Origin of the sequence: uncultured Thalassospira sp. (assembly GCF_963976115.1) — a bacterium.
In the GTDB taxonomy this organism is placed as follows: Bacteria; Pseudomonadota; Alphaproteobacteria; order Rhodospirillales; family Thalassospiraceae; genus Thalassospira.
On sequence record NZ_CAXBJJ010000013.1, the window covers coordinates 86,821 to 111,382 of the forward strand.

Genomic DNA, 24,562 nt, shown 5'->3' on the forward strand with positions numbered 1-24,562 from the left:
CTATTGCGTGTTGAACCGCAACGCGCTAGGTTATCCACACTTCGATAACGTAAATAATGGCTAACCACAGTGCTGACAGGAAAAAACATACTTTTGATCATCTCGGGCGGCATCGCCGCCTATAAGGTGTTGGAAGTCATCCGGCGTTTGCGCGATCAGGGGGCATCGATCCGTGCCATTCTGACCAAGGGCGGTGCCGAATTTATCACCCCGTTATCGGTGGCTGCGTTAACCGAAAACAAGGTTTACCAGGATCTTTTTTCCCTGACCGACGAAGCCGAGATGGGCCATATCCGCCTGTCGCGCGAGGCTGATCTGGTGCTGGTGGCCCCTGCCACGGCCGATTTGCTGGCAAAAATGGCGGCGGGCATGGCCAGCGATCTGGCAACGACAGCCCTTTTGGCGACCAATAAACCGGTTATGGTTGCGCCGACCATGAATGTTGAAATGTGGAACCATGCTGCAACCCGGGCCAATATTGCCACGCTGGAAAGCCGGGGCATTTTGCGTATTGGCCCGGCAGGCGGGGATTTGGCATGCGGCGAAACCGGTACCGGGCGTTTGGCCGAACCTTTCGAAATTATCGCCGCTGTTCAAAATTTCTTTGCCCAACAAGTTGGACCCAAGCCTCTGGCGGGCAAAAAAGCCGTGGTAACCAGCGGCCCCACCCATGAGCCGATTGACCCGGTACGCTTTATTGCCAACCGGTCGTCGGGCAAGCAGGGCCACGCGATTGCCGCCGAACTGGCCCGTGCCGGGGCTGATGTGACGCTGGTCAGTGGCCCGGTGACCTTGGCTGACCCGGTCGGGGTTCGCGTGGTGCAGGTTGAAACAGCACAGGAAATGCTGGCTGCGGTGCAGGGGCAACTTCCGGCGGATATTGCGATTTGTGCCGCTGCGGTGGCCGATTGGCGGGTTTTGCAGCGGGCGGATCAGAAACTTAAAAAAACCGGCGATGGTCGTATTCCCGCCCTGCAATTTGCCGAAAACCCCGACATTCTGGCAACGATCAGCAAAGCCGGGCCAAATCGCCCGTCATTGGTGGTGGGATTTGCCGCCGAAACCGAAAATGTGGTGGATCATGCGCGTGCCAAACGCGACCGCAAGGGATGTGACTGGATTTTGGCCAATAATGTGGCCGCCGAAACCGGCACTTTTGGCGGCGATGACAATGAAATTTATCTGATTGACGGTTCTGACCCGACCGACGACGAAAAGTGGCCCCGGCAAAGCAAGACCGGCGTTGCCAGATCGTTGGTCGCGCGGATTGCCCGCCATTTTAACAGTTAAGACATACCGGTGAAAATCGCCCGTTTGCGGGCGTCATCGGCGACAAAGCGATACAGGATAAATATATGACCGACTTGTCTGTTGATTTGAAAGTGCTGGATCACGGGCGCGATTTGCCCCTGCCTGCTTATGCGACCGCGCAGGCCGCTGCGGTTGATCTGGTTGCCGCCATCGAAGATGTGCTGGTGATTGAGCCGGGCAAACGGGCCATGGTTGAAACCGGCATTGCCATTGCCCTGCCTGCCGGGTTTGAAGCCCAGGTGCGGCCCCGTTCCGGGCTGGCGGCGAAAAATGGTGTCACCGTACTTAACAGCCCCGGCACGATTGATGCCGATTATCGCGGCGAGATCAAAGTCATTCTGGTTAATTTTGGCGATGCGGCATTCCGCATTGAACGCGGTATGCGGATTGCGCAAATGGTAATCGCACCGGTCAGCCAGGTGGGCTGGAATGTGGTGGCGGATTTGAACGCAACCGATCGCGGTGAGCGCGGTTTCGGGTCCACCGGGGTTGCATGACCTGACTTTAAATTGGTGCTCAGCGCAGAAATCAGGGCTGCGATGACAGGCATAATCGAGGGGAGCAAACGAGAGACGATGCTTAAACTTTCAAAGAAGATGTTGTTTGCCATCGAAGCTGTGGTGGATATTGCTTATAATGCGGCGGGTGAACCGGTGCAAAGCCGCGATATTACCGCGCGCCAGGGCATTCCCAAACGCTATCTGGAGCAGACCCTGCAACAATTGGTGCGGGCGGATATTTTAACCGGTGTGCGCGGGCCGCGTGGTGGCTATCGGTTGGCGCGCGAACGCCGCCGTATTACCCTTGCCGATATTGTCTCGGTGATCCGGTCAATGGAAACATCGGACGACCCGATCGAAGATCCGGCAGGGTCGCCTTTGGGTAAGGAAGTGGTTCGGCCCTTGTGGCGAGAATTGCAAGATACCATGATGCAGCAGCTTGAACATATTACGGTCGAAGATTTGTGTAATCGTGCCCGCGATGCCGGGTTGCGCAGCGGGATTGAAGAATCGCCAGATTTTATCATCTGAGATTTTTACCCAAACTTTAATGTGAGATATTTTCAAACCACAGGAAATTTTCGCATATCAGATTGATTGCACATTTACGAAATTGCATCCCGGTTCACAAAAACCGTAAATATTCCTTGTCGGCCCTTTGACTTGCGGTAAACTCGGAATAAATACAGATACAATATGTGTTGATTTGTAATACACACAAAAATGCGAGGAAATCATGACTGAATTTCGCGGCAAGATTTATGACAGCATCATCGATACCATCGGTGCAACACCGCTGGTGCGCCTTTCGCGGATTGCGCAATCCGAAGGTGTGAAAGCCGAAATTCTGGGAAAGCTGGAATTTTTCAACCCGCTGGCTTCGGTAAAGGATCGTATTGGCCTGGCCATGATCACTGCGGCTGAAAAAGACGGTAAAATCAAACCGGGTGCCACCCTGGTTGAACCGACATCGGGCAATACTGGCATTGCCCTGGCCTTTGTCGCTGCGGCCAAGGGCTATAAGCTGATTTTAACCATGCCGGAAAGCATGTCGATGGAACGGCGCAAGATGCTGATGTTGCTTGGCGCGCAGATTGATTTGACCCCGGCGGCCAAAGGCATGAAGGGCGCGGTTGCCCGGGCCGAAGAACTGGTTAATGAAATTGACGGCGCTGTCATGCTTCAGCAGTTTGACAACCCTGCCAACCCTGAAATTCACCGCAACACCACCGCCCAGGAAATTTTAAAAGACACCGACGGCAAGGTTGATATTTATGTTGCCGGTGTGGGAACGGGCGGCACGCTGACCGGGGTTGCCGATGTGTTGAAAAAACATAACCCCGATGTGCAGATTATTGCCGTTGAACCCGAAGACAGCCCGGTTATTTCCGGTGGTGCACCTGGGCCGCATAAAATTCAGGGCATAGGGGCCGGTTTTATCCCCGGTAACCTTGATGTCAGCCTGATTGACCGGGTGATGACGATTGGCAATGAAACCGCCTTTGCAACAGCGCGCAAGCTGGCTGCGATTGAAGGCCTGCCGACCGGCATTTCATCGGGTGCGGCCGTCGCCGCTGCCATCGAACTGGGCCAGATGCCGGAAAACGAAGGCAAACGGATTGTCGTGATCATTCCGTCCTTTGCCGAACGGTATCTGTCGACCCCGCTGTTTGATGGGCTGTAAGTCAGTCTTTTGCCCGTTGGCATGATTGAATAATATTCGGCCCGGAGACAAAAATGTTTCCGGGCCGTTATTTTTATGGGGACGGATCAGGGAACAGACCCGGCATCCATTTGCCAGCAAGGGTCGCTGGAAAGGCAAGACGGAAAGGTATTTTTGCGCGTTTGCCGATTTCAAATGTCCGCATTTATGTCCGGCAATAATCCCGAGAATTTCCATTAGCTAACAATGTATTGCGTGCGCCGAAACCCCTTGGTGTGTCCGGCAGGATGTCCGGTTAAATGCCTGTTTTACGAACCGCCTGATAAAACAGCTGGTCTGCAATTTTGTGGTTGAGCAACAGGGGCCAGCACCCTATCTGTAGGACGGTAACCAGTGAGGCCTGAATATGGATTTTGACTTCAGCGACAGCGAACTACAGCGTTATGCACGCCATATCGTTTTAAAGGATGTGGGCGGCACCGGGCAGATGAAGCTGAAGCACGGGCGGGTGCTGGTGGTGGGGGCTGGCGGGCTGGGCTCGCCGCTGGCGATGTATCTGGCGGCGGCCGGGGTGGGCACGATTGGCATTGTTGATGACGATATGGTCGAACTTTCCAACCTGCAACGTCAGATCGCCCATGGCATGACTGATATCGGCACCCCCAAGGTTGACAGTGCCAAGGCGACCTTGGTGAACATGAACCCCGAAGTGAGGGTTCAGACCCATCAAATGCGGCTGAGCGCCGAAAATGTCATGGGTCTGATTTCGCAATATGACGTGATTGCTGATGGCTCGGATAATTTTGAAACCCGGTTTTTGTTAAATGACGCCAGCTATTTTGCCGGTAAAACCCTGGTCAGCGGGGCGGCATTGCGCTTTGACGGGCAGGTTTCAACCTTCAAGGCGCATTTGGGCGCACCGCATCCCTGTTATCGTTGTATCTATCATGCGCCGCCCCCGCCGGATGCCATTCCATCTTGCTCGCAAGGCGGTGTTTTGGGTGCCGTGGTGGGCACCATTGGCGGAATGCAGGCCACCGAAGTGCTTAAGGAACTGATGGGGATTGGCGACAGTTTGTCGGGGCATCTGGTGATTGTCGATGCGCTGGCGGCCAGTTTTCGCAAAATTCGCGTCCCGCGGGATCCCGGCTGCCCGATTTGTTCTGACGCTGCCACAATCAAGGATTTAAGCTGCCATGAGCATTGATACCCGAACGGCAACCGCAGTCGATAAACTGTCGCTGGTGGTTTTTTCCGGCAGCTTTGAAAAAGTTCATTACGCCTTGGTAATGGCAAGTGCGGCCCTGGCCACCGGGCGCGCGGTCACCTTGTTTTTCACCATGGAGGCCAGCCGGGCAGTGCTGGCCCCGTCGGGTTGGCGCCATTTGCGCCCCGATGTGCAAGGTGCCACCGCCACCAGCCTTGATTTTGGTTATTCCGAACGCGGTGTGGCAACGTTTGAAGAATTGTTATCGGCCTGTGCCGATCTGGGGGCGAAATTCATGGTCTGTGAAATGGGATTGCGCGCCCTGGGGCTGGAGCATGAAAAACGCCGGGCAGAACTGACCATCGAGGTTGGCGGTGTGGTGACATTTTTAAACGATGCCTGCAAAGACGGCGAGATGCTGTTTATCTAGACAAAGGCATAAATTAAAGGAAATATGCTTTAGCCGTTTGCCAGAATTTTGATGCCAAGTCCGGCCAGGCACACGCCCACCCCGCGTTCGATCCAGACCCGCGCCTTGCCGATTTTCGCCTGTATCACGGGTAAAGTCAGGGCGGCGGCGACAATGGCGAACCACACCATGTGGCACAGGGCGATAAAAATACCATAACCAAGCTGCATGGCGGCACTGGTATCAGCCGAAATAACCTGGCTGAACAGCGAGACAATAAACAACATTGCCTTTGGATTTAAGGCATTGCAGGCAAAACCGGCCCAAAAAGATGAAGCGTTTCGCCGGGTGCCAGGGGCGTGCGGCGGAATGAGCGTATTTGTCCCCCCAGGGGCAGAAAGGGCGGTTTTGGCAGATCGGATGCCAAGGCGTAATTTCATTCTTTGCCATATGTCAGGTAAAAACGCACTGATTCCGAGCCAGATCAGATAGGACGCGCCGAGAATGCGGATGGTGTTTAATACCCAGATATTATGGGCAAAAACCACACCCAGCCCGATCATGGTGTAGGTGACGTGCACCGAAATGCCGCTGCCAATGCCAATGGCGCATAATATTCCGGCCTTGCGCCCGCGGGTAATGGCGATGCGGGTGACCATGGCAAAATCCGGGCCGGGGCTGATGACGGCCAGCACGGTGATAATGCCAACAGCCACAATTTCAACCGAGATACCATCAGGCATTTTGATTTTCCTTAATCTGTGAGAAAATCCATTATCAGGGTTAGTTTTTTTCCGGAAAATCGAAATAAAATAGGATTTATGGTGAATAATATTCACATAAAGCGCGGGTTTTTACCCCTTGCGTCCCTGCCCGCGTTTGAGGCCGCAGCCCGCCATCAAAGTTTTTCGCGCGCGGCAGAAGAACTGAATTTAACCCACGGTGCGATCAGCCGGGCGGTGGCCCAGATCGAGGACCGGTTGGGGGTGGATTTGTTTGTGCGCCGAAATCGGCGGGTTTACCTGACCCGGGCAGGTGAACGGTTGCTGCACACGTCCGCCCGCGTGCTGCGTGATCTGGATCGCGCGGTCGAGGATATTCATCGTCATGATAAGCATTCGCCGATTTTATCGGTTTCGTGCGAGCCAAGTTTGGCGATGCGCTGGCTGATGCCGCGGTTGGGTCGGTTTCGCGAACAAAACCCTGATTTGAACATAGAAATGCACATGGCTGGCGGGCCGATTGATTTGCTGGCAGCGGGCCATGATATTGCCATTCGCCGCCGTGATTTTGGCCTGCCCGATGATTATTATATCACCCCGCTATGGGCGGAGTTGGCCGGGCCGGTATGCGACCCTGTTTGTTGGCAAAACATATTGGCGTGTGATTTGACCAATGCCCGCTGGTTACACAGCCGCACGCGCCCCGATGCCTGGGATATCTGGAAAAAAGCCAGCGGCTTTACGGGCCGCCCGGCCAGCGAGCAATATTTCGATCATTTCTTTTTTTCCCTGCAAGCTGCGGTCAACCGGCTTGGCACGGCCATAGGTTCGTTGCCCCTGGTAATTGATGATCTTGCCGCCGGGCACCTGTGTGCCCCGATGGGCATGGCGCCGACCGGGGTGGATTATGTGATGCTGACCCTTGATGACCCTAAAAAAGATGGCCGCATGACCCGTTTTGCCCAATGGCTGGCCGCAGAAGCACAGATGACAGTTCATGCCTCAAAATCGGTAATATCTTGTGATTTGCAAGGTATTGACGGTGATCGTGGCGGTGGATGAGGCGGTTTTTGGCTGGGGACCTGGAATTGTAGTTTTTGTGTGTTTCCGTTCAGATTTGGCCTCTGCGAGGTTTAGGCCATAAATGGTCCGGTTTTGTTCCGTCTTTGACATCTGGATAAGGATTATGCGGTAATTTCGGGTTTTGGGCCCGTTATTGTCAAATACGCAAACATGACGGTCGGTGTGCCAAAAGTGCGGTGTTGTCCGGGGGCGGAACACACGGGCAACAAGGCGCGTTGTAAGATGAAGGTTTTGATCCTCATCCCCTCAGTGCGGAAAACGCCAGCATGTTTGACCTGCCCTATTTTGCCACGGCCAGCCAGTATTTTGATATTGGTCTGATTGATCTGATCTTGCGGTTGCTGGCGGCAACCGTGATTGGCATGTTGATCGGGCTGAACCGTGACATCAATGGTAAGCCAACCGGTATGCGCACCCTTGCGCTGGTGTCGCTTGGGGCGGCGGTGGTCTCTGTCGTTGCCGTTCATTTCGAAGATATGATCGACCATCCCGATGCTTTGTCACGTGTGGTGCAGGGGATTTTACAAGGTGTATTAACCGGTGTTGGTTTTATTGGTGCTGGCGTGATCATGCATCAGCCAAAGGAAAAAAGTGTATCGGGTCTGACAACGGCGGCAACTGTCTGGATCACAGCCGCCCTGGGTATCGCCTGCGCCCTGGCGGCCTGGCATATTGTGCTGGTGGCCAGTGTGATTACATTTTTTGTGCTGGTTGTTTTAAAGCCGATCGAGACATTTCTGGTTGGGGTGTTTGGCGGCGATGTTGGAACAGTTAAGGATGATGATTAAAGATTTTGGCATGTTCCTTCTAATGCCCGGGCACGCCATATCGGGCCGGAACACGCCATGTCACAGGCATGTTCCGGCCCGTTATTCTGTTTAATGGTGTGTCGGAATGCGGGCGATAACCTTGATTTCAAAGTCAAACCCGGCCAGCCAGGTGACGCCCACGGCTGTCCAGTTGGGATAGGGCGGATGGGGAAACATCTGGTTTTTAACTGCCATGATGGTTTCAAACTGGTTTTCCGGATCGGTATGGAAGGTGGTGACGTCAATCAGGTCATCAAAGCTGGCGCCAGCGGCATCAAGCGTGGCTTTCAAGTTTTCAAAGGCCCGTTCGACCTGGCTTTTGAAATCCGGTTCCGGGGTGCCATCTTCGCGGCTGCCCACCTGGCCCGAGACGAATAACAGATCGCCTGATCGAATGGCGGCAGAATAGCCATGGGCATCATAAAGGGCATGGCGGTTTTGATTTTTGGGAAAAATTGCTTCACGCTGTGTCATGTCTGGCAAGTCCTTTGGGGTTTTTGCCACAGGCCGGTTGCCAATATGCTGGTTTTTAACCGGTCTGTGATTTACATACGGTATGTATGTTAAATATGTACATACGGTGCGTATGTCAATTAAAATACGTATCGTATGTGAATGGAGATGTGGCATGGCCGCCAAAAAACGAACAGAACGGATGGCGGAAAATCGGGCCAGATTAATTGCGGCTGGACGAAAAGCCTTCGCCGAGAAGGGGTTTGCTGCCGCTTCAATGGATGATCTGACTGCGGCTGTTGGGCTGACGCGCGGGGCGCTTTATCATAATTTTGGCGATAAACGCGGTTTGTTGGCGGCGGTGGTCAATCAGATTGACGGTGAAATGGCGGCACAGGCCCAAAAAGCCGGGGCACAGCAAACCGACCCTTGGGACGGCTTGCTGGCCGAAGGGGTTGCCTATATTGAAATGGCGCTGAACCCCGAGGTGCAGCGTATTGTGCTGCTGGATGGCCCGGCTGTGCTGGGGGATCCGTCGCAATGGCCCAGCCAGAACCAGTGTTTGATCGAAACCCGCAACAGGGTTGCGCAGTTGATTGATCAGGGCGTTTTAAAACCGGTTGACGCCGATGCTGCCGCCCGGTTGTTAAGCGGTGCGGCGTTAAATGCGGCCCTGTGGATCGCTGCAAGCGACACCCCGGTAGATGTTTTACCCAAAGCGCTGGAGGCGTTTCGCGCCCTTGCCAGCGGCTTGCGGGTTGGGGCGTAAAGATTTCCCGGTTGATTGACAGATAAGCCCGCGTGTTAACCCATCATGGGAACAGAAAGGGAGCTGTCGGAAAAGAGCGGATATCGTGTGCGGGCCTTGGGCAACTGGTAATGCCACCATTCATGCTCGTAATATTCAAATCCGGCGCTGACCATGATGCCCAGCAGCAACAGGCGGTTGGCTTCGGCGGCGTGTGACAGGCCATCGGCCCCGTGATAGGACTTGATATCCATTTCATCAAAGCCGGTTCCCATATCCAGTTCCTTGCCGTTTTCGTCTAACAGCGTTAGATCAATGGCGACACCGCGGCCATGCGGTGATCCGATATCGGGATTGGCGACAAAATCGGCATTCGGGGTGTGGTTCCACAAAGCGCGCTGGGCTTCTTGCGGGCGGAACGCATCAAGCAGGCGAAATTTAACGCCCTGCCGTCTGGCGATGATGCTTGCCTTTTTCAGGCAGGCTGCCGCATCCTGATGCAGATAACATGCTGGCCGCTTATAAATCGGTGCCCCGGTAAAATTGCGATCGGTGGCATAAACAATGTCAATTTCGACATCATATTCTTGCGGCGTAATTTCGACCAGCGCCATTGGCGGAGGCTCCCTGTTCTTGACGTTTACCGACTACATCACAAAGATGCTGACCGGGCAGATGGTTAACGCATCGCATAACGCAGATCGCGACGCTGCGCAAACCCCTGACCATGACAAAGGCACGCAAAAGCCTTTTGGCCCGACTCTGCTGGCGATTGATACCGCATCGACCTCGCTGGCAACGGCCGTGCTGGTCAATGGCGAGGTTAAAGGCGAGCTGTTTGAAAATATGGAGCGCGGACAGGCCGAGTCGCTGTTGCCCTTTATCATGCAAAGCCTGCGCGAGGCCGAACTTGATTTTGCCGATATTGACGGCATTGCCGTTACCGTTGGCCCAGGTGCCTTTACCGGTATGCGCATTGGCCTGTCAACGGCACGGGGGTTGGGGCTGGCGCGGAAAATTCCGGTTCTTGGGGTCAGTTCGCTTGAAGCGGTGGCCTATGGTGTCAGCGAACGTGACCATCAGGGTCGCAATATTCTGGTTGCCCTTGATAGCAAGCGAAACGAGATTTTTGCCCAAGCCTTTGATGCCCGCAAAAATCCGATTAGCCCGCCCGAATGTTTGGGGCCGCGCCAGGCCTTGATGCTGGCCCCGCCAGGACCGACCATTTTGGTGGGTGACGCGACCGCCCGCCTGTTGACCGCAGCGGCCAATGGCGGTGGTGATTTTTTTGCCGGAACGGCACCGGGTTTGCCCCGTGCGGGCAATGTCGCCAGGATTGCAGCACAAAGGTGGGAAAAGGGCGAAAGCCTGGCCCCGGTGCCGCTTTATTTGCGCGCCCCTGATGCCAAACGTATGGATGAACTGGCCGCTGAAAAACAGGCAAAATTGCACGGTATGGACCCGGACGGCGAATAAAGCATATTAAAGGAAACATGCTTTAGGCCGGGCCGCAGGATTTTGCCCGAGATTGTTGGTGCCTGACCATATGGTGGTTTTGCGCGCAGCGAAACGGGTGAAGGGGGCCGGGCATAGGATAAAAAAGTGACAGCAATGGACGATATAGCCGATACAGCCCGGATTAATGGTGTCGAGGTCATTGCGTTGACCCCGGCCTTTGCGCCGGTGGCGGCAGCTTTGCATCAAACCGGGTTTGATGATTTCTGGGATGAAAATGCGATTTGCGATTTGCTGAATGTACCTGGTGCCTTTGGCCTGCTGGCTTTTGCGCCGGGCAGTGGGCAGCACCAGGGCAGTGCGTGCGCGGAAGATATTCCACTGGGATTTGTGCTGGTTCAGGTCGTTCTTGATGAAGCCGAAATTAATACCATTGTTGTCGGGCCAGCCGCACGGCGGTGTGGTGTTGGCAATATCCTGATGGAAAATGTGGTGTCACATCTGCAAAAGCACGGTGTCGGGCGCTTGCTGTTGGAAGTGGCATGTGACAATGCAGCGGCAATGGCCCTGTATCAGAAACTGGGATTTGCCGAAATTGGCCGACGGCGGGGATATTACCGGCGCAATGGCGGTCCCGCGATTGACGCGCTGGTGATGGAGCGGGTTTGAAGACGCATCGGGAAGATGTTTTGATTTTTTCAAATAAATTGACTAAGTATTTGAATTTGTATGTAAAATAAACCACATAAAGGGTGTGGTCTTGATGTTGAAATTGTTATAATATTCCGTCTGTGAACCATGGTTTGGCGGCCTTTGCCTGTTAAGAACGCCTGACCGTCTAGTTTTTTCGGATTGTCAGCCGGTATGTACCGGTTGCATCTGCCGTTTTTGTCAGGTCCAGAACGTCGTCGCCCATATCGGTTACTGAACGCGGAACATTTTTAAGCGGCTCTCCGTCCTTGAGGATGACTTCCAGAATTTGGCCCGGTGTCATTTTTTCAAGTTTAAGACGCGTTTTGACGAAAGTCATGGGACAGACATCGTTTGTGATATCTAGTGTGATATCGGGCGTTAAAATTTGGCTGCTGCTCGACATTCCATCCTCGTAATCGATCGATCTGGTCACGAGGTAACCATATATAATTAAAACGGCAAGGCACGTCGGGTTATTTTCGTGAAATCGGCCTTGCGACCGGGCAAAGATTTCTCGATATTGAGGCGACCAGAATGTATGTAGCCTGCGGGCCTTGGGGACAGGCGGAACCGGAAACGAGAACAAGAGTATGTTGGCAGAATCAACCATCGAGCAAAAATGCATTGACGCGGGCCTGAAAATGACCGGGCAACGCCGCGTTATCGCCAGAGTATTGTCCGAGTCCGAAGATCACCCGGATGTTGAACTGGTTTATCGTCGGGCCACCGAAATTGACCCAAAGATTTCGATCGCCACCGTTTACCGGACGGTGCGTCTGTTTGAAGAAGCAGATATTCTTGAAAAGCATGATTTTGGTGACGGGCGGGCGCGTTACGAAGAACTGACCGAAGAACACCATGATCATTTGATCGATATGCGTTCGGGAAGGGTGATTGAATTTTCGAACGAAAAGATCGAAAAATTGCAGGAAGAAATCGCCCGCGAGCTCGGTTACGAGCTGGTTGGTCACCGCCTGGAACTTTATGGCGTTCCTGTTAAAGACGGGAAGTGACAGTTTTCTAGCTGTTTGCTTGCAAGAAGTGTATAAAAAAGCCATCCGTGTTAATTTGCGGATGGCTTTTCATATTTTTGTTACGTGTTCTTAACAAAGCCTTCACTCGCTCTTATTGCTAATCTTGCGCAAGATTAATGTAACTGAACGAAAGGGAGTTGCGATGAGCGACGTTCGACAGCAGCGATTGGAAGTCCGCCTTGCTCAAAGCGAAGCGGAAATTCTGGCCAGCCAGCGTTTACGATATAAAGTTTTTTATGAAGAACGTGGGGCGCAGCCGACTGCTGACATGATCGACTCCAAACGGGATTTTGATCACTACGATCCGATTTGCGACCATCTTCTGGTAATTGATCATGGCCGGGGTGACGGTGCTGATGGCGTGGTTGGCACGTACCGTTTGCTGCGCCAGTCTGTCGCCAATCAGAATGGCGGTTTTTATAGTGCCGATGAATACCAGATCGAGTCGATGCTTTCGACTGTCAAGTCTGGCGAGATCATGGAGCTGGGCCGGTCCTGTGTTGAAGAAGGCTATCGCACCATGCCCACCCTGCAACTGTTATGGCAGGGGATTGCGGCTTATGTGTTTGAACATGATATCAAGCTGATGTTTGGCTGTGCATCCTTTCATGGCACAGACCCTGACGCGTTTAGCGATGTTTTGACCTATTTGCATCATAACCATCTGGCCCCGGAAGATATGCGCCCGCGGGCGGTGGCAGAGCGCTATGAAAGCATGGCGCGCGCCAGCATTGACGGCATTGACGCCCGGCAGGCGTTGCGTGACCTGCCGCCGTTGATCAAGGGTTATTTGCGTTTGGGCGGTTATGTCGGCGACGGGGCGGTGGTGGATCATCAGTTTAACACCACCGATATTTGCATCGTCCTGCCGACCGAAAAAGTGACCGAACGTTATTACAAGCATTATGAACGGACCGCGAGGGTATCGTGAGCTGCTATCCCTGTGCTGCCATCAGGCTGCTGATTTATGCATTGCTGACCTTGTCGTTGCTTCCGGTTCAGATGGTGGCGGTTGCCTTCCGTCTTAAGCTGGCAGGCGATTTGCCACGTTTTTATCATGGCCTGTGCCTTAAGATCATGCATATCGATGTGAAGTATTCCGGAGCTTCCCTGATGGAGGGGGGCGGGATCATTGTTGCCAATCATGCTTCCTATCTGGATATCCCGGTTTTGGGCGCCATGACCAAAGGAAGCTTCATTGCCAAAAAGGAAGTGGCGAGTTGGCCGGTGATTGGCCTTTTGGCAAAATTACAACGCTGTACTTTTATCGAACGTCGGCCGGTACGTGCACGCGAACAAACCATCGAGATCAGTCAGCGTCTGGCCAGCGGGCACAAGCTGATATTGTTTCCTGAAGGAACCAGCAATGATGGCAATCGGGTTTTGCCGTTTAAATCCACCCTTTTTGCCGTTGCCGAAAGTGTTCTGCCGGATGGTTCGCAAGTAAAGGTCCAGCCGGTTTCAATTGCTGCAACCAGGCTGGATGGTGCAACGATGGGCCGGGATTTGCGGGCATTTTATTCCTGGTACGGGGATATGGACTTGGCGCCGCATTTGTGGCAGTTTCTCGCCCTCGGCAAAGTTACGGTGGAAGTGGTTGTTCATCCGCCAATGACGCTGGCGCAGGTCGGATCGCGCAAGGAAATGGCCCGTATTTGCGAGTCGCTGGTTGTTCAAGGACACCAGGCGGCTTTAACCGGTGCCAATCTTGGTGCAGGGGTGTCGCTTCCAGAGACGAAGCGACCGGGTGATTTGATTGGATGCACCCCGCTGGCGGTTGTTTTTGAAGATTTTCGCCTGTTTGGCTGAATTTTCCAGCCTATCGCGATGTTGGCTTTTTTACCGTTTCGCCGAAAAACGGGTTGCATGAACGTAAAATTGTGCCACCTGATCTCAGATATCAAAGATGTTCGATACGCGGCGTGAGGTTCACGCCGCTTTCGGCATATGAAACGAGCGGAAACGGATCATTAAAGTGAGCGCGACAAAAAAGCTTTTTGTTAAGACCTATGGCTGCCAGATGAATGTCTATGACAGCCAGCGCATGCAGGATGTGCTGGCCCCTCTGGGTTATGTGCCGGTCGATGACGCAGCCGGTGCGGATATGGTTATTCTCAATACCTGCCACATTCGCGAAAAGGCCGCCGAAAAGGTTTTTTCCGATCTGGGCCGTATTCGCAAACATAAAAAAGCCAAGGAAGAAAACGGGATTGACAAAATGATCGTCGCCGTCGCCGGGTGTGTTGCCCAGGCCGAGGGTGCCGAACTGATGCGTCGTGAACCGATTGTCGATATGGTTTTTGGGCCGCAAACCTATCATCGTCTGCCTGAAATGGTGGCACGTGCCAACCGGGCGATTGGCAATGACCGGATTATCGATACCGATTTCCCGGTCGAGGAAAAATTTGACCATTTGCCCGCCCAGGTTTCCAAGCAGGGATATTCCGCCTTTATTGCCATTCAGGAAGGTTGCGACAAATTCTGTACCTTCTGTGTGGTGCCTTATACCCGTGGGGCTGAATATTCGCGCCCGGGTATGGATATCATTACCGAAACCCGCCAGATCGTGGCGCACGGGACGTGCGAAATTACCCTGCTGGGGCAAAATGTGAATGCCTATCACGGGGCCGGGCCGGATGGCGATGAATGGACATTGGGCCGCTTGCTGCGCGAATTGTCCGGGATCGACGGGCTGGAACGCATTCGCTATATCACCTCGCATCCGCGCGATGTGGATGATGACCTGATTTTCGCCCATCGTGATTTGCCCAAGGTCATGCCGTTTTTGCATTTGCCGGTTCAGTCTGGATCGAACCGCATTTTGCAGGCGATGAACCGCAAGCATGACCGTGAAACTTATTTCGATATTGTCAAACGCTTCCGCGAAGCCCAGCCGGATCTGGCGTTATCGTCGGATTTTATTGTCGGGTTTCCTGGCGAGTCGGAAAAGGACTTTGAAGATACGCTTGATCTGGTGCGCCAGGTTGGCTTCATCCAGACTTTCAGCTTTAAATACAGCCCCCGCCCCGGCACACCGGCATCGGCAATGGAATTGCAGGTGCCTGAAGAGGTCAAGGCGGAGCGTCTGGCCCGGTTGCAGGACCTGCTTGCCGAACAGCAACTGGCCTTTAACCAGACCTGTGTTGGCCGCGAAATGGATGTGTTGCTGGACCGCACCGGCAAGTTTGAAGGCCAGCTTGTCGGGCGTAGCCCCTATATGCAGCCGGTTCATGTGAATGGCCTGACCAAGGCCGATCTGGGCCGTGTCGTGCGTTTGAAAATTACTGCCGCCAAGCCGTTCTCCCTGGCCGGTGAACTGGTGGAAGACGGCAGTTCGGAAAGGAATGTTGCGTGAGTGCTACCCCTGAAAAGGCCAAGAGCCCGATCAAGAAACAAAAACAGACTCCGCTTGATACTGATCAGATAGAATTTGGTGATAATGCACTGTCCCAGCTGCTTTACGGACCACAGGCGCAGAATTTGATGCGTTTGGCCGAAGGGACGGGCACCGAAATTTCCAGTCGCGGATCAATTGTTGTTATGCGCGGCGCCCCGCAAAAGGTCAGCCAGGCGAAAACGGTTCTGTCACAGCTTTATGCGCGCCTGCGTGATCACGAGATTGACCGGGTGGATGTTGAAACGGTGGATGCCGCCATTCGCTTGTCCGAACCCGATGACGGGAACCCGTGGGATGACCCTGCGGCCCCGACAGTCAGCATGTTTGGTGGGTCGGAACTGGTGATCCAGACCAAAAAACGTCGCATTTCGCCGCGGTCCAAGCGCCAGAAAGATTATGTCAAAGCGATGCTGGACCATGAACTGGTGTTTGGCATTGGCCCCGCGGGCACCGGCAAGACCTATCTTGCCGTGGCAATGGCGGTTCAGATGCTGACCCAGGGCCAGGTGGACCGGATTGTTCTGTCGCGCCCGGCTGTTGAAGCAGGCGAGCATTTGGGCTTTTTGCCAGGTGATTTGAAAGACAAGGTCGATCCTTATTTGCGCCCGCTTTATGACGCGTTGCACGATACCCTGCCGGGGGATGTCGTGATCAAGCGCATGGAACGGGGTGAAATTGAAGTCGCCCCGCTGGCTTTCATGCGCGGGCGGACCCTGTCGCATGCTTTTGTCATTCTTGACGAAGCCCAAAACACCACCCCGATGCAGATGAAAATGTTCCTGACCCGGTTGGGTGAAGGATCGCGCATGGTGGTGACGGGCGATATTACCCAGATCGATTTGCCTTCCGGGGTTAAATCGGGTTTGCGCGACGCGATGGAAACGCTCGACACGGTTGAAGGTGTGGGCCGGGTTAAATTTGACCAGCGTGATGTGGTTCGCCATGCCATGGTGACCCGGATTGTTCAGGCCTATGACGCGGCCGATGCCCTGCGCGAACGGATTGGCAAAAGCTACCGTCAGGGGCATGGGGATCGTGAAATACGAGAAAAAGTCGGCGATGACAGCCCAGCTTGATCTTGATGTTGCCGCCGAGGCTGGCGATTGGTCCGAGGGCGAGGCCGTTGCCATTCGGGGTGCGGTAGAGGCCGCGTTGGTCGCTAGCGCACAGGATGGCGCCTTGTGGGACGCGGATGAAGAAAAATCGCTGCTTGATCAGGTCGCGATGATCGAAGTCAGCGTCACTTTGTCCGATGATGCCAGTGTGCGCGATTTGAACCGCGATTATCGGGGCAAGGATGCGCCGACCAATGTTCTGTCTTTTGCCGCCCTTGAAAGCGATGACGGGGCCAGCGAGTTTGATCTGGCGCCCGATATGCCGTTGATTTTGGGTGATATTATTATCGCCCGTGAAACCTGCCAGCGGGAAGCGCACGAACAAAACAAGCCGCTTTTGCACCATCTGTTACATTTATCGGTGCATGGCACACTTCATCTTGTTGGTTATGACCATATGGTTGATGATGAAGCCGAACATATGGAGCAACTGGAGCGCCATATTCTTGCCGGGATGGGAATAGATGATCCCTACGCCCCAATTGAAGATCAGGATGTCGAAACGGGACAATGAACGACATAAGTGAACGCGAAGAAGACAAGGACAGTATCACGCCCCGCTTTGGTGGGGAGTTACAGGAAGAAGCAGAGGGTGCCTCGTTTTGGGGAAATGTTGCCTCTGCCATGGGACTGCGTAAAGCCGTGCGCGCGCGCAATGGTGAAGCATCCCTGAGTGATACGCTCGAAGAGTTGGCCGAGCGAACGGAAGAAGACGACGAACCGGTATCGCTGCATGAACGGTCCCTGTTTGAAAATATTATCGCCTTGCGCGATATGACCGCCGAGGACGTCATGATCCCGCGGCCAGATATTGTGGCGGTACAAAAGAAAATATCGCTGCCCGATCTGGTCAGTGAAATGGTGACCAAGGCCCATTCGCGCCTGCCGGTTTATGGCGATACGCTCGATGATGTGGCGGGTATGGTGCATATCAAGGATGTGCTGGCGTGCCATGCGGCGGGGCGGGACTATCAGCTCAGTTCGCTGTTGCGTCGGGTTCTGTTTGTGTCCCCGGCGATCCGGGTGCTGGATCTGTTATCGGAAATGCGCCTGTCACGGACGCATATGGCGCTGGTGGTCGATGAATTTGGCGGTATTGACGGCCTGATCACCATCGAGGATCTGGTCGAGGAAATTGTTGGCGAGATCGATGATGAACATGACATTGATCAGACACCAAAACTGATTCGTCTTTCCGATGGCTGTTTTGTTGCCGATGCCCGCTACGAGATCGAAGACCTTGAAGAAAAGCTCGGGTTTGGTTTGCTTGACGATGAAGAAGACGAGGACATTGATACGCTGGGCGGATTGGTGTTTTCGCTGGCCGGGCGTGTTCCGGCACGCGGCGAGCTGATCGAGCATCCTCTGGGCTTGCAGTTTGAAGTTCTGGATGCCGATCCGCGCCGGGTTCGCCGGTTGCGCATCCATTTGCACCGTACAGACCCCGCCTTGCCGCCAGGGGAAATTTCGCAGGAAACGCCTAAATGATTGATCGCTTGGCCGGGCGTCTGGCCGCTATGGATGGCTGGTCGCGTCGGTTGACGTGGCTGTTTGCGGGGGCGGCAGCCGTATTGGCTTTGCCGCCTTTCTTTTTCATTCCAGCATTGCCGCTGGCTTTTGCCGTTCTTTTATGGACGCTTGATGGGGTTAAAAGCCAAAAAAGCGCGCTGGCTGCGGGCTGGTGGTTTGGCACCGGGCATTTTGCCGCCGGATTTTACTGGATCGCCCATGCTTTTCTGGTTCAGCCGGAAATTTATGGCTGGATGATTCCGTTTGCCTTGTTCGGGCTGGGCGGCGGTTTGGCGATTTTCCCCATGTTTGCGGTTTGGGGCAGCTGGCGTTTGGGCAAAGGCCGCATTTCACGGGCCTTTTTGCTGGCATCGTTCTGGGCCATTGCCGAATTTGCCCGTGGCCATGTCTTGACCGGTTTCCCCTGGAATTTGCTGGGCCATATCTGGGCGATTGACGCGGCCCCGATGCAATTGGCATCCGTGATCGGTGTATATGGCCTCAGTGCGGTTACCGCCCTTTTTGCCACTCTTCCTGCGGTCTGGATTGCCGGGCGTGCGGGCCGGTTTGTGTCCATTGGTGGTGTGCTGATTGCGGTGGTCTTGTGGGCCGGTGGGGCTGTGCATCTGGCCGGGTTGCCGCCCGCCGATGTTTCTGTTGCTGATGCCCCGGTCGATGCGCCGATATTGCAAATTGTTCAACCCAATATTCCCCAGTCGGAAAAATGGGACAAATCGCTTCAGGATCAGCATTTTCGTCAGTTGCTGTCCATGTCGCGCCGTCCGGCGGACTTGCCTGCCGGGCGTAAACGCATTGTGATCTGGCCGGAAACCGCAGCAACCTTTTTTCTGGAAACCGATCCGGGCCGACGGGCGATGATGGCTGATGTTTTGTCGCCAGGTGATGTCTTGATCACCGGTGCCCCCCGGACCTTCCCGCGCGATAGTGATAAATTTCAGGTGTGGAATTCGGTCGAGGTGATCAACGATCAAGGCCAGATTGTTGCCAGCTTTGACAAATTTCATCTTGTGCCGTTTGGCGAATATGTACCGTTCCGCTCGATCTTGCCGTTTCCCAAGCTGACCGAAGGACGCACAGATTTTTCATTCGGGCACGGTCCGGCAACTTTGCATGTAAAGAACTTGCCGCCTTTTTCGCCTCTGATATGTTATGAAATTATTTTTCCCGGTGCTGTAACAGACGATCGCGACAGGCCGTCCTGGCTTTTGAACGTCACCAATGATGGCTGGTTCGGTCATAGTGCCGGTCCTTATCAGCATCTGGCCGCTGCACGCTTTCGTGCGGTTGAAGAAGGTATCCCGCTGGCGCGTGCAGCCTATACGGGCGTATCGGCTGTTTTTGATTCTTATGGCCGAAACCAGAAGTCACTAGCCCTAACCAAACGTGGAATTCTCCTTTCACCCCTTTTGGATGATAAAAACCATACCACGGTATATTATATGTGGCGCAATATACCATTTTACGGTATTGTCGCATTAATATTCGTTCTCGTATTGGGATATCAGAGGTTTTGTGAATCCCGTTGGACGAAAAAATAGTTTACCGGACCGCCCAGATATAGAGTCCCCCACAAGAACAGGGCGGAGGTTGGAGTGTGAGAAGGATACGACGATGTCGCCCAAGGATGACAGTGTGATGATTGTAAAGAATACACGCGGTCGTGGTCGTGGCCGTACGGCCACTGGAAAACCGAACCCTGTGGATATTCATGTTGGGGCCCGGGTGCGTTTGCGCCGGACCTTGCTGGGTATGAGCCAGGAAAAGCTGGGTGAGGCCATCGGCCTGACTTTTCAGCAGGTGCAAAAATACGAACGGGGTGCTAACCGTGTGGGCGCGTCGCGCCTGTATGATTTGTCTCGTGTACTCGAAGTGCCGGTTTCGTTCTTTTTTGACGACATGCCAGACGAGATTTCAACGAAATCTGTTCATGAGCGTCGTGAAATGTCGGAAAGCCCGGATCCGTTTGATAATGATCCGATGAACCGTCGCGAAACCCTGGAACTGGTGCGGGCCTATTATCGCATCACCGACCCGGTACAGCGTAAACGCGTTTTTGAACTGGTCAAGGCCATGGGTGTCCTGCCAACACCTGATGACAGTGACAGCAAATAACAGGACGTAACTTCGTCTGGCGACGTTGTTCTAAAATACATTTAACGCATTCGGTGCTTTGCCCGAATGCGTTTTTTGCGTGGTGCCTTGTTGTGAAGCGAAGATATGCCCGTTTTTCCAACGCTAACGGTTAATGCCGTGTCTTTTTCTGCACCTTCAGACGTAAAAAGCTTGGGTCACGCCCCATGTTGGGATATGACATGTTGATGACGTGGACGGATTTGGACCGCTTGCCACCACGCAAAAAAAGGCTAAGTGGGCGCTGATCGATACGTTCGTATCACGGCCCTCCGGTCCAGTTTTTTGGAAACTCCCTTTTCACCGGAGAAGGTTTATATGTCTCATAACGAATATCTTTTCACGAGCGAGTCTGTGTCGGAAGGTCATCCTGACAAGGTTTGCGATCGCATCTCTGACTCGATTGTTGACGCATTTCTGGCCGCCGACCCCGATGCCCGCGTGGCAGTGGAAACCCTGGCGACCACCAATCGTGTTGTTCTGGCTGGTGAAGTGCGCGGCCCGTCCAGCGTTGCCAATGACGAAACCATGATCGAAGCTGCCCGCGAAGCCATTCGCCAAATCGGGTATGATCAGGAAGGCTTTAGCTGGAAAACGGCTGATATCTCCTGCTATGTTCACGAGCAGTCGGTTGACATTGCCCAGGGTGTTGATTCCAGGGACAACAAGGATCTTGGCGCAGGCGATCAGGGCATTATGTTCGGATATGCCTGTGATGAAACCGACGCGTTAATGCCGGCCCCGATCCAGTTTTCGCACCGGATTTTGCGCCACATGGCTGAAGACCGTCATTCTGGCAAATCAACTATTTTTGGCCCGGATGCCAAAAGCCAGGTCACCCTGCGTTATGTCGATGGCAAGCCGGTTGGCGCGACATCTGTTGTGGTTTCGACCCAGCATAATGAAGGCTTTACCCAGGATGATGTGCGCGCAGCGGTGCTGCCTTACATTGCACAGGCCCTGCCGGAAGGCTGGATGCCAGCGGAAGACGAAATCTATATCAACCCGACGGGCCGTTTTGTCATTGGCGGGCCTGATGGCGATGCTGGCGTGACCGGTCGCAAGATTATTGTCGATACCTATGGCGGTGCCGCACCGCATGGTGGCGGTGCTTTTTCGGGTAAAGACCCGACGAAGGTTGACCGTTCGGCGGCCTATGCCGCCCGTTATCTGGCGAAAAACGTCGTTGCGGCAGGTCTTGCAAGCAAATGTACCTTGCAGGTTGCCTATGCGATTGGCGTTTCAAAACCGTTGTCATTGTATGTCAATACGCATGAAACCGGTGAAGTTGACGAAGTTAAACTGGGCAAGGTTCTACGCGAACTGATGGATCTGAGCCCGCGTGGTATTCGGGAACATCTTAATTTGTGTGCGCCGATTTACACGCCGACCTCGGCCTATGGTCATTTTGGCCGTCAGCCGGAAAAAGGCGGATTTTTCTCGTGGGAACAGACCGATCTGGTGGGCGAGCTTAAATCGGCCTTTGGCGCGTAAACGTGCCAATGCGGCCTGATTAGGTGATTTGCCAAAGTCACCAGACATGTTATGAGGCGGGCGGCCCAGCAAGGCCGCCCGTTTGCATTTTTAATTGCCAGATAAGTCATGCGTAGCAACAGACCGATTCCGACCCCAGACCGCCCGAATTTTTATGGCCGCCGTGGCAGCCGCCCCCCCAAGGCATCGCGCCAGATGCTGATGGATGATTTGTTGCCCAAACTGGCAATCGATTATCCAGAGCAGGCCGGTGTTGATCCGCAGTCCTACTTTGCCCCGGATCGATCCCAGCTGTGGCTGGAAATTGGTTTTGGCGGCGGCGAACATCTGGCGGGCCAGGCCGAAGCCAACCCCGATATCGGCATTATCGGCTGTGAACCCTATATGGACGGTGTTGGCAGCCTGATCCGTCATATTGGCGACCGCAACTTGCAAAATGTGCGCGTGGTGCCCGACGATTCGCGCCCGCTTTTGTATAAATTGTGCGATGCCTGTTTTGACCGGGTGTTTTTGCTGTTTCCCGACCCATGGCCCAAAAAACGTCACGCCGAGCGCCGGTTTGTGGGGCCTAAAAACCTGGCTTTGGTGGCACGGCTGTTAAAGGATGGCGGTGAATTTCGGGTCGCCAGCGATGACATGCAATATATTTCCTGGACCCTCCAGCATTTGCACAATCATCCTGATTTTGAATGGCTGGCCGAAAGCCCCGATGACTGGCGTATTCCGCCAGCGGACTGGGTTAAAACCCGCTACGAGCAAAAGGCGCTGCGTCAGGGCAAAAAATGCAATTATTTGCGGTTTCGCCGGAAAAATCGCGCCGCGCCTGACGTTTGACGACCACGCCGTTTCCGTCCCGATATATTGCTGTCATGCTCCAAACCCTTTGTCACAGGCAAGGGGCTTTTGGCTTTTGATATATACGATAAGGCCGTTTTTGAGGCACAAATGCTGCCCTGTGTCGGCAAATCTGCGTGGTCTTTTATCGGGTAACAGCATTACCGTGCCGTTGGGATCAAGTTTTTATTGAGAATGAGTTTCATATGCGTTATCTGTTTCATATTGCTGATATGACATTACCGCGTCGTTCCGGATCATAACGCCGGAACGTCCGAGCGCGGGTTCGTTTCAAAGGTCAGGCTTGTGACCCATTGGGATATCAATCAACTGTTTCGACAATATCAGGTGCGTTTGCGGCATTTTGTGCAGAAACGTAAACTGGCCTGGTACACGGCAGATGACATTGTTCAGGATACGTTCCTGCGTGTCGTTACGACCCCGTCTTTGCCCGATGTCAAATATGCGCAGGCCTATTTGTATCGCACGGCACAAAATCTGGTGATTGACCATTTCCGCCGTGAACGGATTTTGCGATTTGTCCCTGATTCTGAAAAAAGCCTGGAATTTGTTGCCAGCGATGCGCCCCTGCCCGATCAGATTGTCTGGTCGCGTCAGGAATTACGCCAATTGCAAAAAGCCCTGAACGCTTTGCCCGAACCGTTGCGCGATGTTTTCATCCTCGCCCGGCTGGAGGGTAAAACCTATGTTGAAATTGGTGAAAAACTGGGTATTCCGGCACAAACGGCCTTTAGCCGCATGGTCCGCGCCCTGACCCTGGTGAAGGAAGCGACCGATACAGGCGAAAAAAACTGATTTTTCGATCAGATATTTGAATTGCCGGTTCGTTCTATAGATGACCCGGTGCATGTGCGTGCATATGCGACTTTCATTTTGCATATCGGAAGCCCGACAATGGATTCAAGCAGCCCCATCGTGCACCCCCCATATGGCAGCAGTGCCGCCGAGCAGGCGATTTACTGGTTTGCGCTGTTGCTTGATGGCACCGAATCCGAACGCGACCGCGAGAATTTTGCCCATTGGATGACATCTGATCCCGCACATCGTCAGGCTTTTTTAGAGATAGAGCATCTGTGGACGGGGACCTCCAGTCTTAATCTGGCCGGTCTGAATTCGGCGGCGCATGGCAAGACAGGCCGTCGGGCTTTTTTGGGGGCGGGGTTGGCTGCCATGCTTGTCGGGGCAGCGGGCTGGTATGGCGATGTTTTGCCGCATCATCCATTTGCTGATTTTAAAACCGGCAAAGGTGCGCGCCGTAAAATTACAGTGATGGACGGGGTGCAGGCCGAACTGGCAAGCCAGTCGTCACTCTCCTTGATAACGGACGATAAAGGTGCGACCGGGGTGGCCCTGCATGAAGGGGAAGTGTTTTTTCAGCATGACGGCCGCAGGCGCGATTTTTTTGTGAGCGCGGCGGGTGGTTTTGTGCGCCCGGTTGCCGCAGCACAATTTGATGTCACCCATTATGACGGCCAAGCCGAAATGATTGCCCAGAGCGGTTCGGTCGATGTTGAAACTGATCTGGGTGCGCGCAATGTGACGCGTGGCAAGGGTGTTTCCTTTGAAAACGGCGTTTTGAGCGTGCCTTATGGTGTTGATCTGGCGATGCGGCTGGCGTGGCGTCAAGGGCGGCTGGTTTTTGTCGGCGACCCGTTGGAAAAAGTCGCAAATGTGCTGCAACGCTGGCATCCCGGACGGATTATTGTGCTGGGGGATGCCTTGAAACAACGGCCCGTGACGCTGGTGGTCAATCTTAATCGCACGTCCGATGTGTTGCCCCTTGTGGGCAAGGTTTTATCGGTCAAGGTTGATCAGATCGGCGACTATGTGACCATCTTGCGTGAGGCCTGATCGACGATCAAAGCTGTCGGAATAAGGCATTCGATCTGTTATTTTTATGATAATAAAAATTATTCGCAAAAAATCGGCAAACCCGTCGGATATTCCCCGCACT

28 protein-coding genes are annotated in these 24,562 nt (G+C 53.9%); 24 read left to right on the forward strand and 4 right to left on the reverse strand.

What is annotated here, in order from left to right; genetic code table 11:
* The first annotated feature begins 69 nt into the window (after window positions 1–69).
* The 6 genes from coaBC (at window position 70) to AAC086_RS17315 (ending at window position 5,111) form a co-directional block, all read left to right on the forward strand.
* Window positions 70–1,290, forward strand: a complete 1,221-nt coding sequence (gene coaBC / locus AAC086_RS17290; protein ID WP_339780560.1) for a bifunctional phosphopantothenoylcysteine decarboxylase/phosphopantothenate--cysteine ligase CoaBC — start codon at window positions 70–72, stop codon at window positions 1,288–1,290.
* Window positions 1,291–1,355: 65 nt separating this feature from the next.
* Window positions 1,356–1,808 carry a dUTP diphosphatase gene (gene dut / locus AAC086_RS17295; protein WP_339780562.1) on the forward strand — a complete coding sequence of 151 codons (453 nt, stop codon included), beginning with the start codon at window positions 1,356–1,358 and terminating at the stop codon, window positions 1,806–1,808.
* A gap of 78 nt (window positions 1,809–1,886) precedes the next feature.
* Window positions 1,887–2,342, forward strand: coding sequence for an Rrf2 family transcriptional regulator (locus tag AAC086_RS17300; RefSeq protein WP_085578434.1), 456 nt, complete (start codon window positions 1,887–1,889; stop codon window positions 2,340–2,342).
* A 205-nt stretch (window positions 2,343–2,547) separates the two neighbouring features.
* On the forward strand, window positions 2,548–3,495 hold the full coding sequence (gene cysK, locus AAC086_RS17305; protein WP_339780566.1) for a cysteine synthase A: 948 nt from the start codon (window positions 2,548–2,550) through the stop codon (window positions 3,493–3,495).
* A gap of 385 nt (window positions 3,496–3,880) precedes the next feature.
* Window positions 3,881–4,681, forward strand: coding sequence for a molybdopterin-synthase adenylyltransferase MoeB (moeB, locus tag AAC086_RS17310; protein WP_339780567.1), 801 nt, complete (start codon window positions 3,881–3,883; stop codon window positions 4,679–4,681).
* Window positions 4,671–5,111, forward strand: a complete 441-nt coding sequence (locus AAC086_RS17315) for a DsrE/DsrF/DrsH-like family protein (protein ID WP_339780568.1) — start codon at window positions 4,671–4,673, stop codon at window positions 5,109–5,111. Before moeB ends, AAC086_RS17315 begins: the two co-directional genes overlap by 11 nt.
* Before the next feature lie 29 nt (window positions 5,112–5,140).
* Here AAC086_RS17315 and AAC086_RS17320 read toward each other — a convergent pair whose 3' ends face one another.
* Complete coding sequence (locus AAC086_RS17320) at window positions 5,141–5,833, reverse strand: LysE family translocator (RefSeq protein ID WP_339780569.1); 693 nt, start codon at window positions 5,831–5,833, stop codon at window positions 5,141–5,143.
* A 78-nt stretch (window positions 5,834–5,911) separates the two neighbouring features.
* On the opposite strand from AAC086_RS17320, the gene AAC086_RS17325 reads away from it, so the two are divergent.
* Both AAC086_RS17325 and AAC086_RS17330 read left to right on the forward strand, forming a co-directional pair.
* Entirely contained in the window at window positions 5,912–6,874 is a 963-nt protein-coding gene (locus AAC086_RS17325; protein ID WP_339780571.1) for a LysR substrate-binding domain-containing protein, read from the forward strand.
* Between the two features lie 287 nt (window positions 6,875–7,161).
* Window positions 7,162–7,683 (forward strand): MgtC/SapB family protein, encoded by a 522-nt coding sequence (locus AAC086_RS17330; RefSeq protein ID WP_339780573.1) that lies wholly within the window; start codon window positions 7,162–7,164, stop codon window positions 7,681–7,683.
* 90 nt (window positions 7,684–7,773) lie between these two features.
* Here the strand turns inward: AAC086_RS17330 and AAC086_RS17335 are convergent, their stop codons facing one another.
* Complete coding sequence (locus tag AAC086_RS17335; protein WP_339780575.1) at window positions 7,774–8,178, reverse strand: RidA family protein; 405 nt, start codon at window positions 8,176–8,178, stop codon at window positions 7,774–7,776.
* A 154-nt stretch (window positions 8,179–8,332) separates the two neighbouring features.
* Between AAC086_RS17335 and AAC086_RS17340 the strand changes: the two genes are divergently transcribed.
* Entirely contained in the window at window positions 8,333–8,926 is a 594-nt protein-coding gene (locus tag AAC086_RS17340; RefSeq protein ID WP_339780577.1) for a TetR/AcrR family transcriptional regulator, read from the forward strand.
* Window positions 8,927–8,961: 35 nt separating this feature from the next.
* On the opposite strand, the gene ddpX is transcribed toward AAC086_RS17340, so the two are convergent.
* The gene (gene ddpX / locus AAC086_RS17345) at window positions 8,962–9,519 is read right to left on the reverse strand and encodes a D-alanyl-D-alanine dipeptidase (RefSeq protein WP_339780578.1); all 558 of its coding nucleotides are present in this window, start codon (window positions 9,517–9,519) and stop codon (window positions 8,962–8,964) included.
* A 19-nt stretch (window positions 9,520–9,538) separates the two neighbouring features.
* On the opposite strand from ddpX, the gene tsaB reads away from it, so the two are divergent.
* Together tsaB and AAC086_RS17355 are read left to right on the forward strand one after the other, a co-directional pair.
* Window positions 9,539–10,381 carry a tRNA (adenosine(37)-N6)-threonylcarbamoyltransferase complex dimerization subunit type 1 TsaB gene (gene tsaB, locus AAC086_RS17350; RefSeq protein WP_339780579.1) on the forward strand — a complete coding sequence of 281 codons (843 nt, stop codon included), beginning with the start codon at window positions 9,539–9,541 and terminating at the stop codon, window positions 10,379–10,381.
* Window positions 10,382–10,516: 135 nt separating this feature from the next.
* On the forward strand, window positions 10,517–11,029 hold the full coding sequence (locus tag AAC086_RS17355; protein ID WP_339780666.1) for a GNAT family N-acetyltransferase: 513 nt from the start codon (window positions 10,517–10,519) through the stop codon (window positions 11,027–11,029).
* A gap of 169 nt (window positions 11,030–11,198) precedes the next feature.
* Here AAC086_RS17355 and AAC086_RS17360 read toward each other — a convergent pair whose 3' ends face one another.
* Window positions 11,199–11,678 carry a sulfurtransferase TusA family protein gene (locus tag AAC086_RS17360; protein ID WP_339780580.1) on the reverse strand — a complete coding sequence of 160 codons (480 nt, stop codon included), beginning with the start codon at window positions 11,676–11,678 and terminating at the stop codon, window positions 11,199–11,201.
* Between AAC086_RS17360 and AAC086_RS17365 the strand changes: the two genes are divergently transcribed.
* From AAC086_RS17365 to AAC086_RS17425, 13 genes are all read left to right on the forward strand, one after another.
* Window positions 11,644–12,066 (forward strand): Fur family transcriptional regulator, encoded by a 423-nt coding sequence (locus tag AAC086_RS17365; protein ID WP_085578408.1) that lies wholly within the window; start codon window positions 11,644–11,646, stop codon window positions 12,064–12,066. The genes AAC086_RS17360 and AAC086_RS17365 overlap by 35 nt on opposite strands.
* A gap of 163 nt (window positions 12,067–12,229) precedes the next feature.
* Window positions 12,230–13,018 (forward strand): GNAT family N-acyltransferase, encoded by a 789-nt coding sequence (locus AAC086_RS17370; RefSeq protein ID WP_339780581.1) that lies wholly within the window; start codon window positions 12,230–12,232, stop codon window positions 13,016–13,018.
* Window positions 13,015–13,896: a lysophospholipid acyltransferase family protein gene (locus AAC086_RS17375; protein WP_339780582.1), complete on the forward strand. Its 882-nt coding sequence runs from the start codon at window positions 13,015–13,017 to the stop codon at window positions 13,894–13,896. Before AAC086_RS17370 ends, AAC086_RS17375 begins: the two co-directional genes overlap by 4 nt.
* Window positions 13,897–14,062: 166 nt before the next feature.
* Complete coding sequence (gene miaB / locus AAC086_RS17380; RefSeq protein WP_339780583.1) at window positions 14,063–15,442, forward strand: tRNA (N6-isopentenyl adenosine(37)-C2)-methylthiotransferase MiaB; 1,380 nt, start codon at window positions 14,063–14,065, stop codon at window positions 15,440–15,442.
* Window positions 15,439–16,560: a PhoH family protein gene (locus tag AAC086_RS17385; protein ID WP_339780584.1), complete on the forward strand. Its 1,122-nt coding sequence runs from the start codon at window positions 15,439–15,441 to the stop codon at window positions 16,558–16,560. The genes miaB and AAC086_RS17385 overlap by 4 nt, the downstream gene beginning before the upstream one ends.
* Window positions 16,544–17,113: an rRNA maturation RNase YbeY gene (ybeY, locus tag AAC086_RS17390; RefSeq protein WP_339780667.1), complete on the forward strand. Its 570-nt coding sequence runs from the start codon at window positions 16,544–16,546 to the stop codon at window positions 17,111–17,113. The genes AAC086_RS17385 and ybeY overlap by 17 nt, the downstream gene beginning before the upstream one ends.
* The gene (locus tag AAC086_RS17395; protein ID WP_339780585.1) at window positions 17,110–18,087 is read left to right on the forward strand and encodes a hemolysin family protein; all 978 of its coding nucleotides are present in this window, start codon (window positions 17,110–17,112) and stop codon (window positions 18,085–18,087) included. Before ybeY ends, AAC086_RS17395 begins: the two co-directional genes overlap by 4 nt.
* Window positions 18,084–19,667: an apolipoprotein N-acyltransferase gene (lnt, locus tag AAC086_RS17400; RefSeq protein ID WP_339780587.1), complete on the forward strand. Its 1,584-nt coding sequence runs from the start codon at window positions 18,084–18,086 to the stop codon at window positions 19,665–19,667. The genes AAC086_RS17395 and lnt overlap by 4 nt, the downstream gene beginning before the upstream one ends.
* A 97-nt stretch (window positions 19,668–19,764) precedes the next feature.
* Window positions 19,765–20,241: a helix-turn-helix domain-containing protein gene (locus AAC086_RS17405; RefSeq protein ID WP_339780668.1), complete on the forward strand. Its 477-nt coding sequence runs from the start codon at window positions 19,765–19,767 to the stop codon at window positions 20,239–20,241.
* A gap of 336 nt (window positions 20,242–20,577) precedes the next feature.
* Window positions 20,578–21,753 (forward strand): methionine adenosyltransferase, encoded by a 1,176-nt coding sequence (metK, locus tag AAC086_RS17410; RefSeq protein WP_339780589.1) that lies wholly within the window; start codon window positions 20,578–20,580, stop codon window positions 21,751–21,753.
* A 108-nt stretch (window positions 21,754–21,861) separates the two neighbouring features.
* Window positions 21,862–22,587 carry a tRNA (guanosine(46)-N7)-methyltransferase TrmB gene (trmB, locus tag AAC086_RS17415; RefSeq protein WP_339780591.1) on the forward strand — a complete coding sequence of 242 codons (726 nt, stop codon included), beginning with the start codon at window positions 21,862–21,864 and terminating at the stop codon, window positions 22,585–22,587.
* Between the two features lie 306 nt (window positions 22,588–22,893).
* Entirely contained in the window at window positions 22,894–23,403 is a 510-nt protein-coding gene (locus AAC086_RS17420; RefSeq protein ID WP_339780592.1) for a sigma-70 family RNA polymerase sigma factor, read from the forward strand.
* Window positions 23,404–23,502: 99 nt separating this feature from the next.
* Entirely contained in the window at window positions 23,503–24,459 is a 957-nt protein-coding gene (locus tag AAC086_RS17425; RefSeq protein ID WP_339780593.1) for a DUF4880 domain-containing protein, read from the forward strand.
* Window positions 24,460–24,562 lie beyond the last annotated feature (103 nt).

Coding starts and splice junctions, on each gene's coding strand:
- dut (WP_339780562.1), top strand. CDS start 1,356: ATGACCGACTTGTCTGTTGATTTGAAAGTGCTGGATCACGGGCGCGAT.
- AAC086_RS17300 (WP_085578434.1), top strand. CDS start 1,887: ATGCTTAAACTTTCAAAGAAGATGTTGTTTGCCATCGAAGCTGTGGTG.
- cysK (WP_339780566.1), top strand. CDS start 2,548: ATGACTGAATTTCGCGGCAAGATTTATGACAGCATCATCGATACCATC.
- moeB (WP_339780567.1), top strand. CDS start 3,881: ATGGATTTTGACTTCAGCGACAGCGAACTACAGCGTTATGCACGCCAT.
- AAC086_RS17315 (WP_339780568.1), top strand. CDS start 4,671: ATGAGCATTGATACCCGAACGGCAACCGCAGTCGATAAACTGTCGCTG.
- AAC086_RS17320 (WP_339780569.1), bottom strand. CDS start 5,833: ATGCCTGATGGTATCTCGGTTGAAATTGTGGCTGTTGGCATTATCACC.
- AAC086_RS17325 (WP_339780571.1), top strand. CDS start 5,912: ATGGTGAATAATATTCACATAAAGCGCGGGTTTTTACCCCTTGCGTCC.
- AAC086_RS17330 (WP_339780573.1), top strand. CDS start 7,162: ATGTTTGACCTGCCCTATTTTGCCACGGCCAGCCAGTATTTTGATATT.
- AAC086_RS17335 (WP_339780575.1), bottom strand. CDS start 8,178: ATGACACAGCGTGAAGCAATTTTTCCCAAAAATCAAAACCGCCATGCC.
- AAC086_RS17340 (WP_339780577.1), top strand. CDS start 8,333: ATGGCCGCCAAAAAACGAACAGAACGGATGGCGGAAAATCGGGCCAGA.
- ddpX (WP_339780578.1), bottom strand. CDS start 9,519: ATGGCGCTGGTCGAAATTACGCCGCAAGAATATGATGTCGAAATTGAC.
- AAC086_RS17355 (WP_339780666.1), top strand. CDS start 10,517: ATGGACGATATAGCCGATACAGCCCGGATTAATGGTGTCGAGGTCATT.
- AAC086_RS17365 (WP_085578408.1), top strand. CDS start 11,644: ATGTTGGCAGAATCAACCATCGAGCAAAAATGCATTGACGCGGGCCTG.
- AAC086_RS17360 (WP_339780580.1), bottom strand. CDS start 11,678: ATGCATTTTTGCTCGATGGTTGATTCTGCCAACATACTCTTGTTCTCG.
- AAC086_RS17370 (WP_339780581.1), top strand. CDS start 12,230: ATGAGCGACGTTCGACAGCAGCGATTGGAAGTCCGCCTTGCTCAAAGC.
- ybeY (WP_339780667.1), top strand. CDS start 16,544: ATGACAGCCCAGCTTGATCTTGATGTTGCCGCCGAGGCTGGCGATTGG.
- AAC086_RS17395 (WP_339780585.1), top strand. CDS start 17,110: ATGAACGACATAAGTGAACGCGAAGAAGACAAGGACAGTATCACGCCC.
- lnt (WP_339780587.1), top strand. CDS start 18,084: ATGATTGATCGCTTGGCCGGGCGTCTGGCCGCTATGGATGGCTGGTCG.
- AAC086_RS17405 (WP_339780668.1), top strand. CDS start 19,765: ATGATTGTAAAGAATACACGCGGTCGTGGTCGTGGCCGTACGGCCACT.
- metK (WP_339780589.1), top strand. CDS start 20,578: ATGTCTCATAACGAATATCTTTTCACGAGCGAGTCTGTGTCGGAAGGT.
- trmB (WP_339780591.1), top strand. CDS start 21,862: ATGCGTAGCAACAGACCGATTCCGACCCCAGACCGCCCGAATTTTTAT.
- AAC086_RS17425 (WP_339780593.1), top strand. CDS start 23,503: ATGGATTCAAGCAGCCCCATCGTGCACCCCCCATATGGCAGCAGTGCC.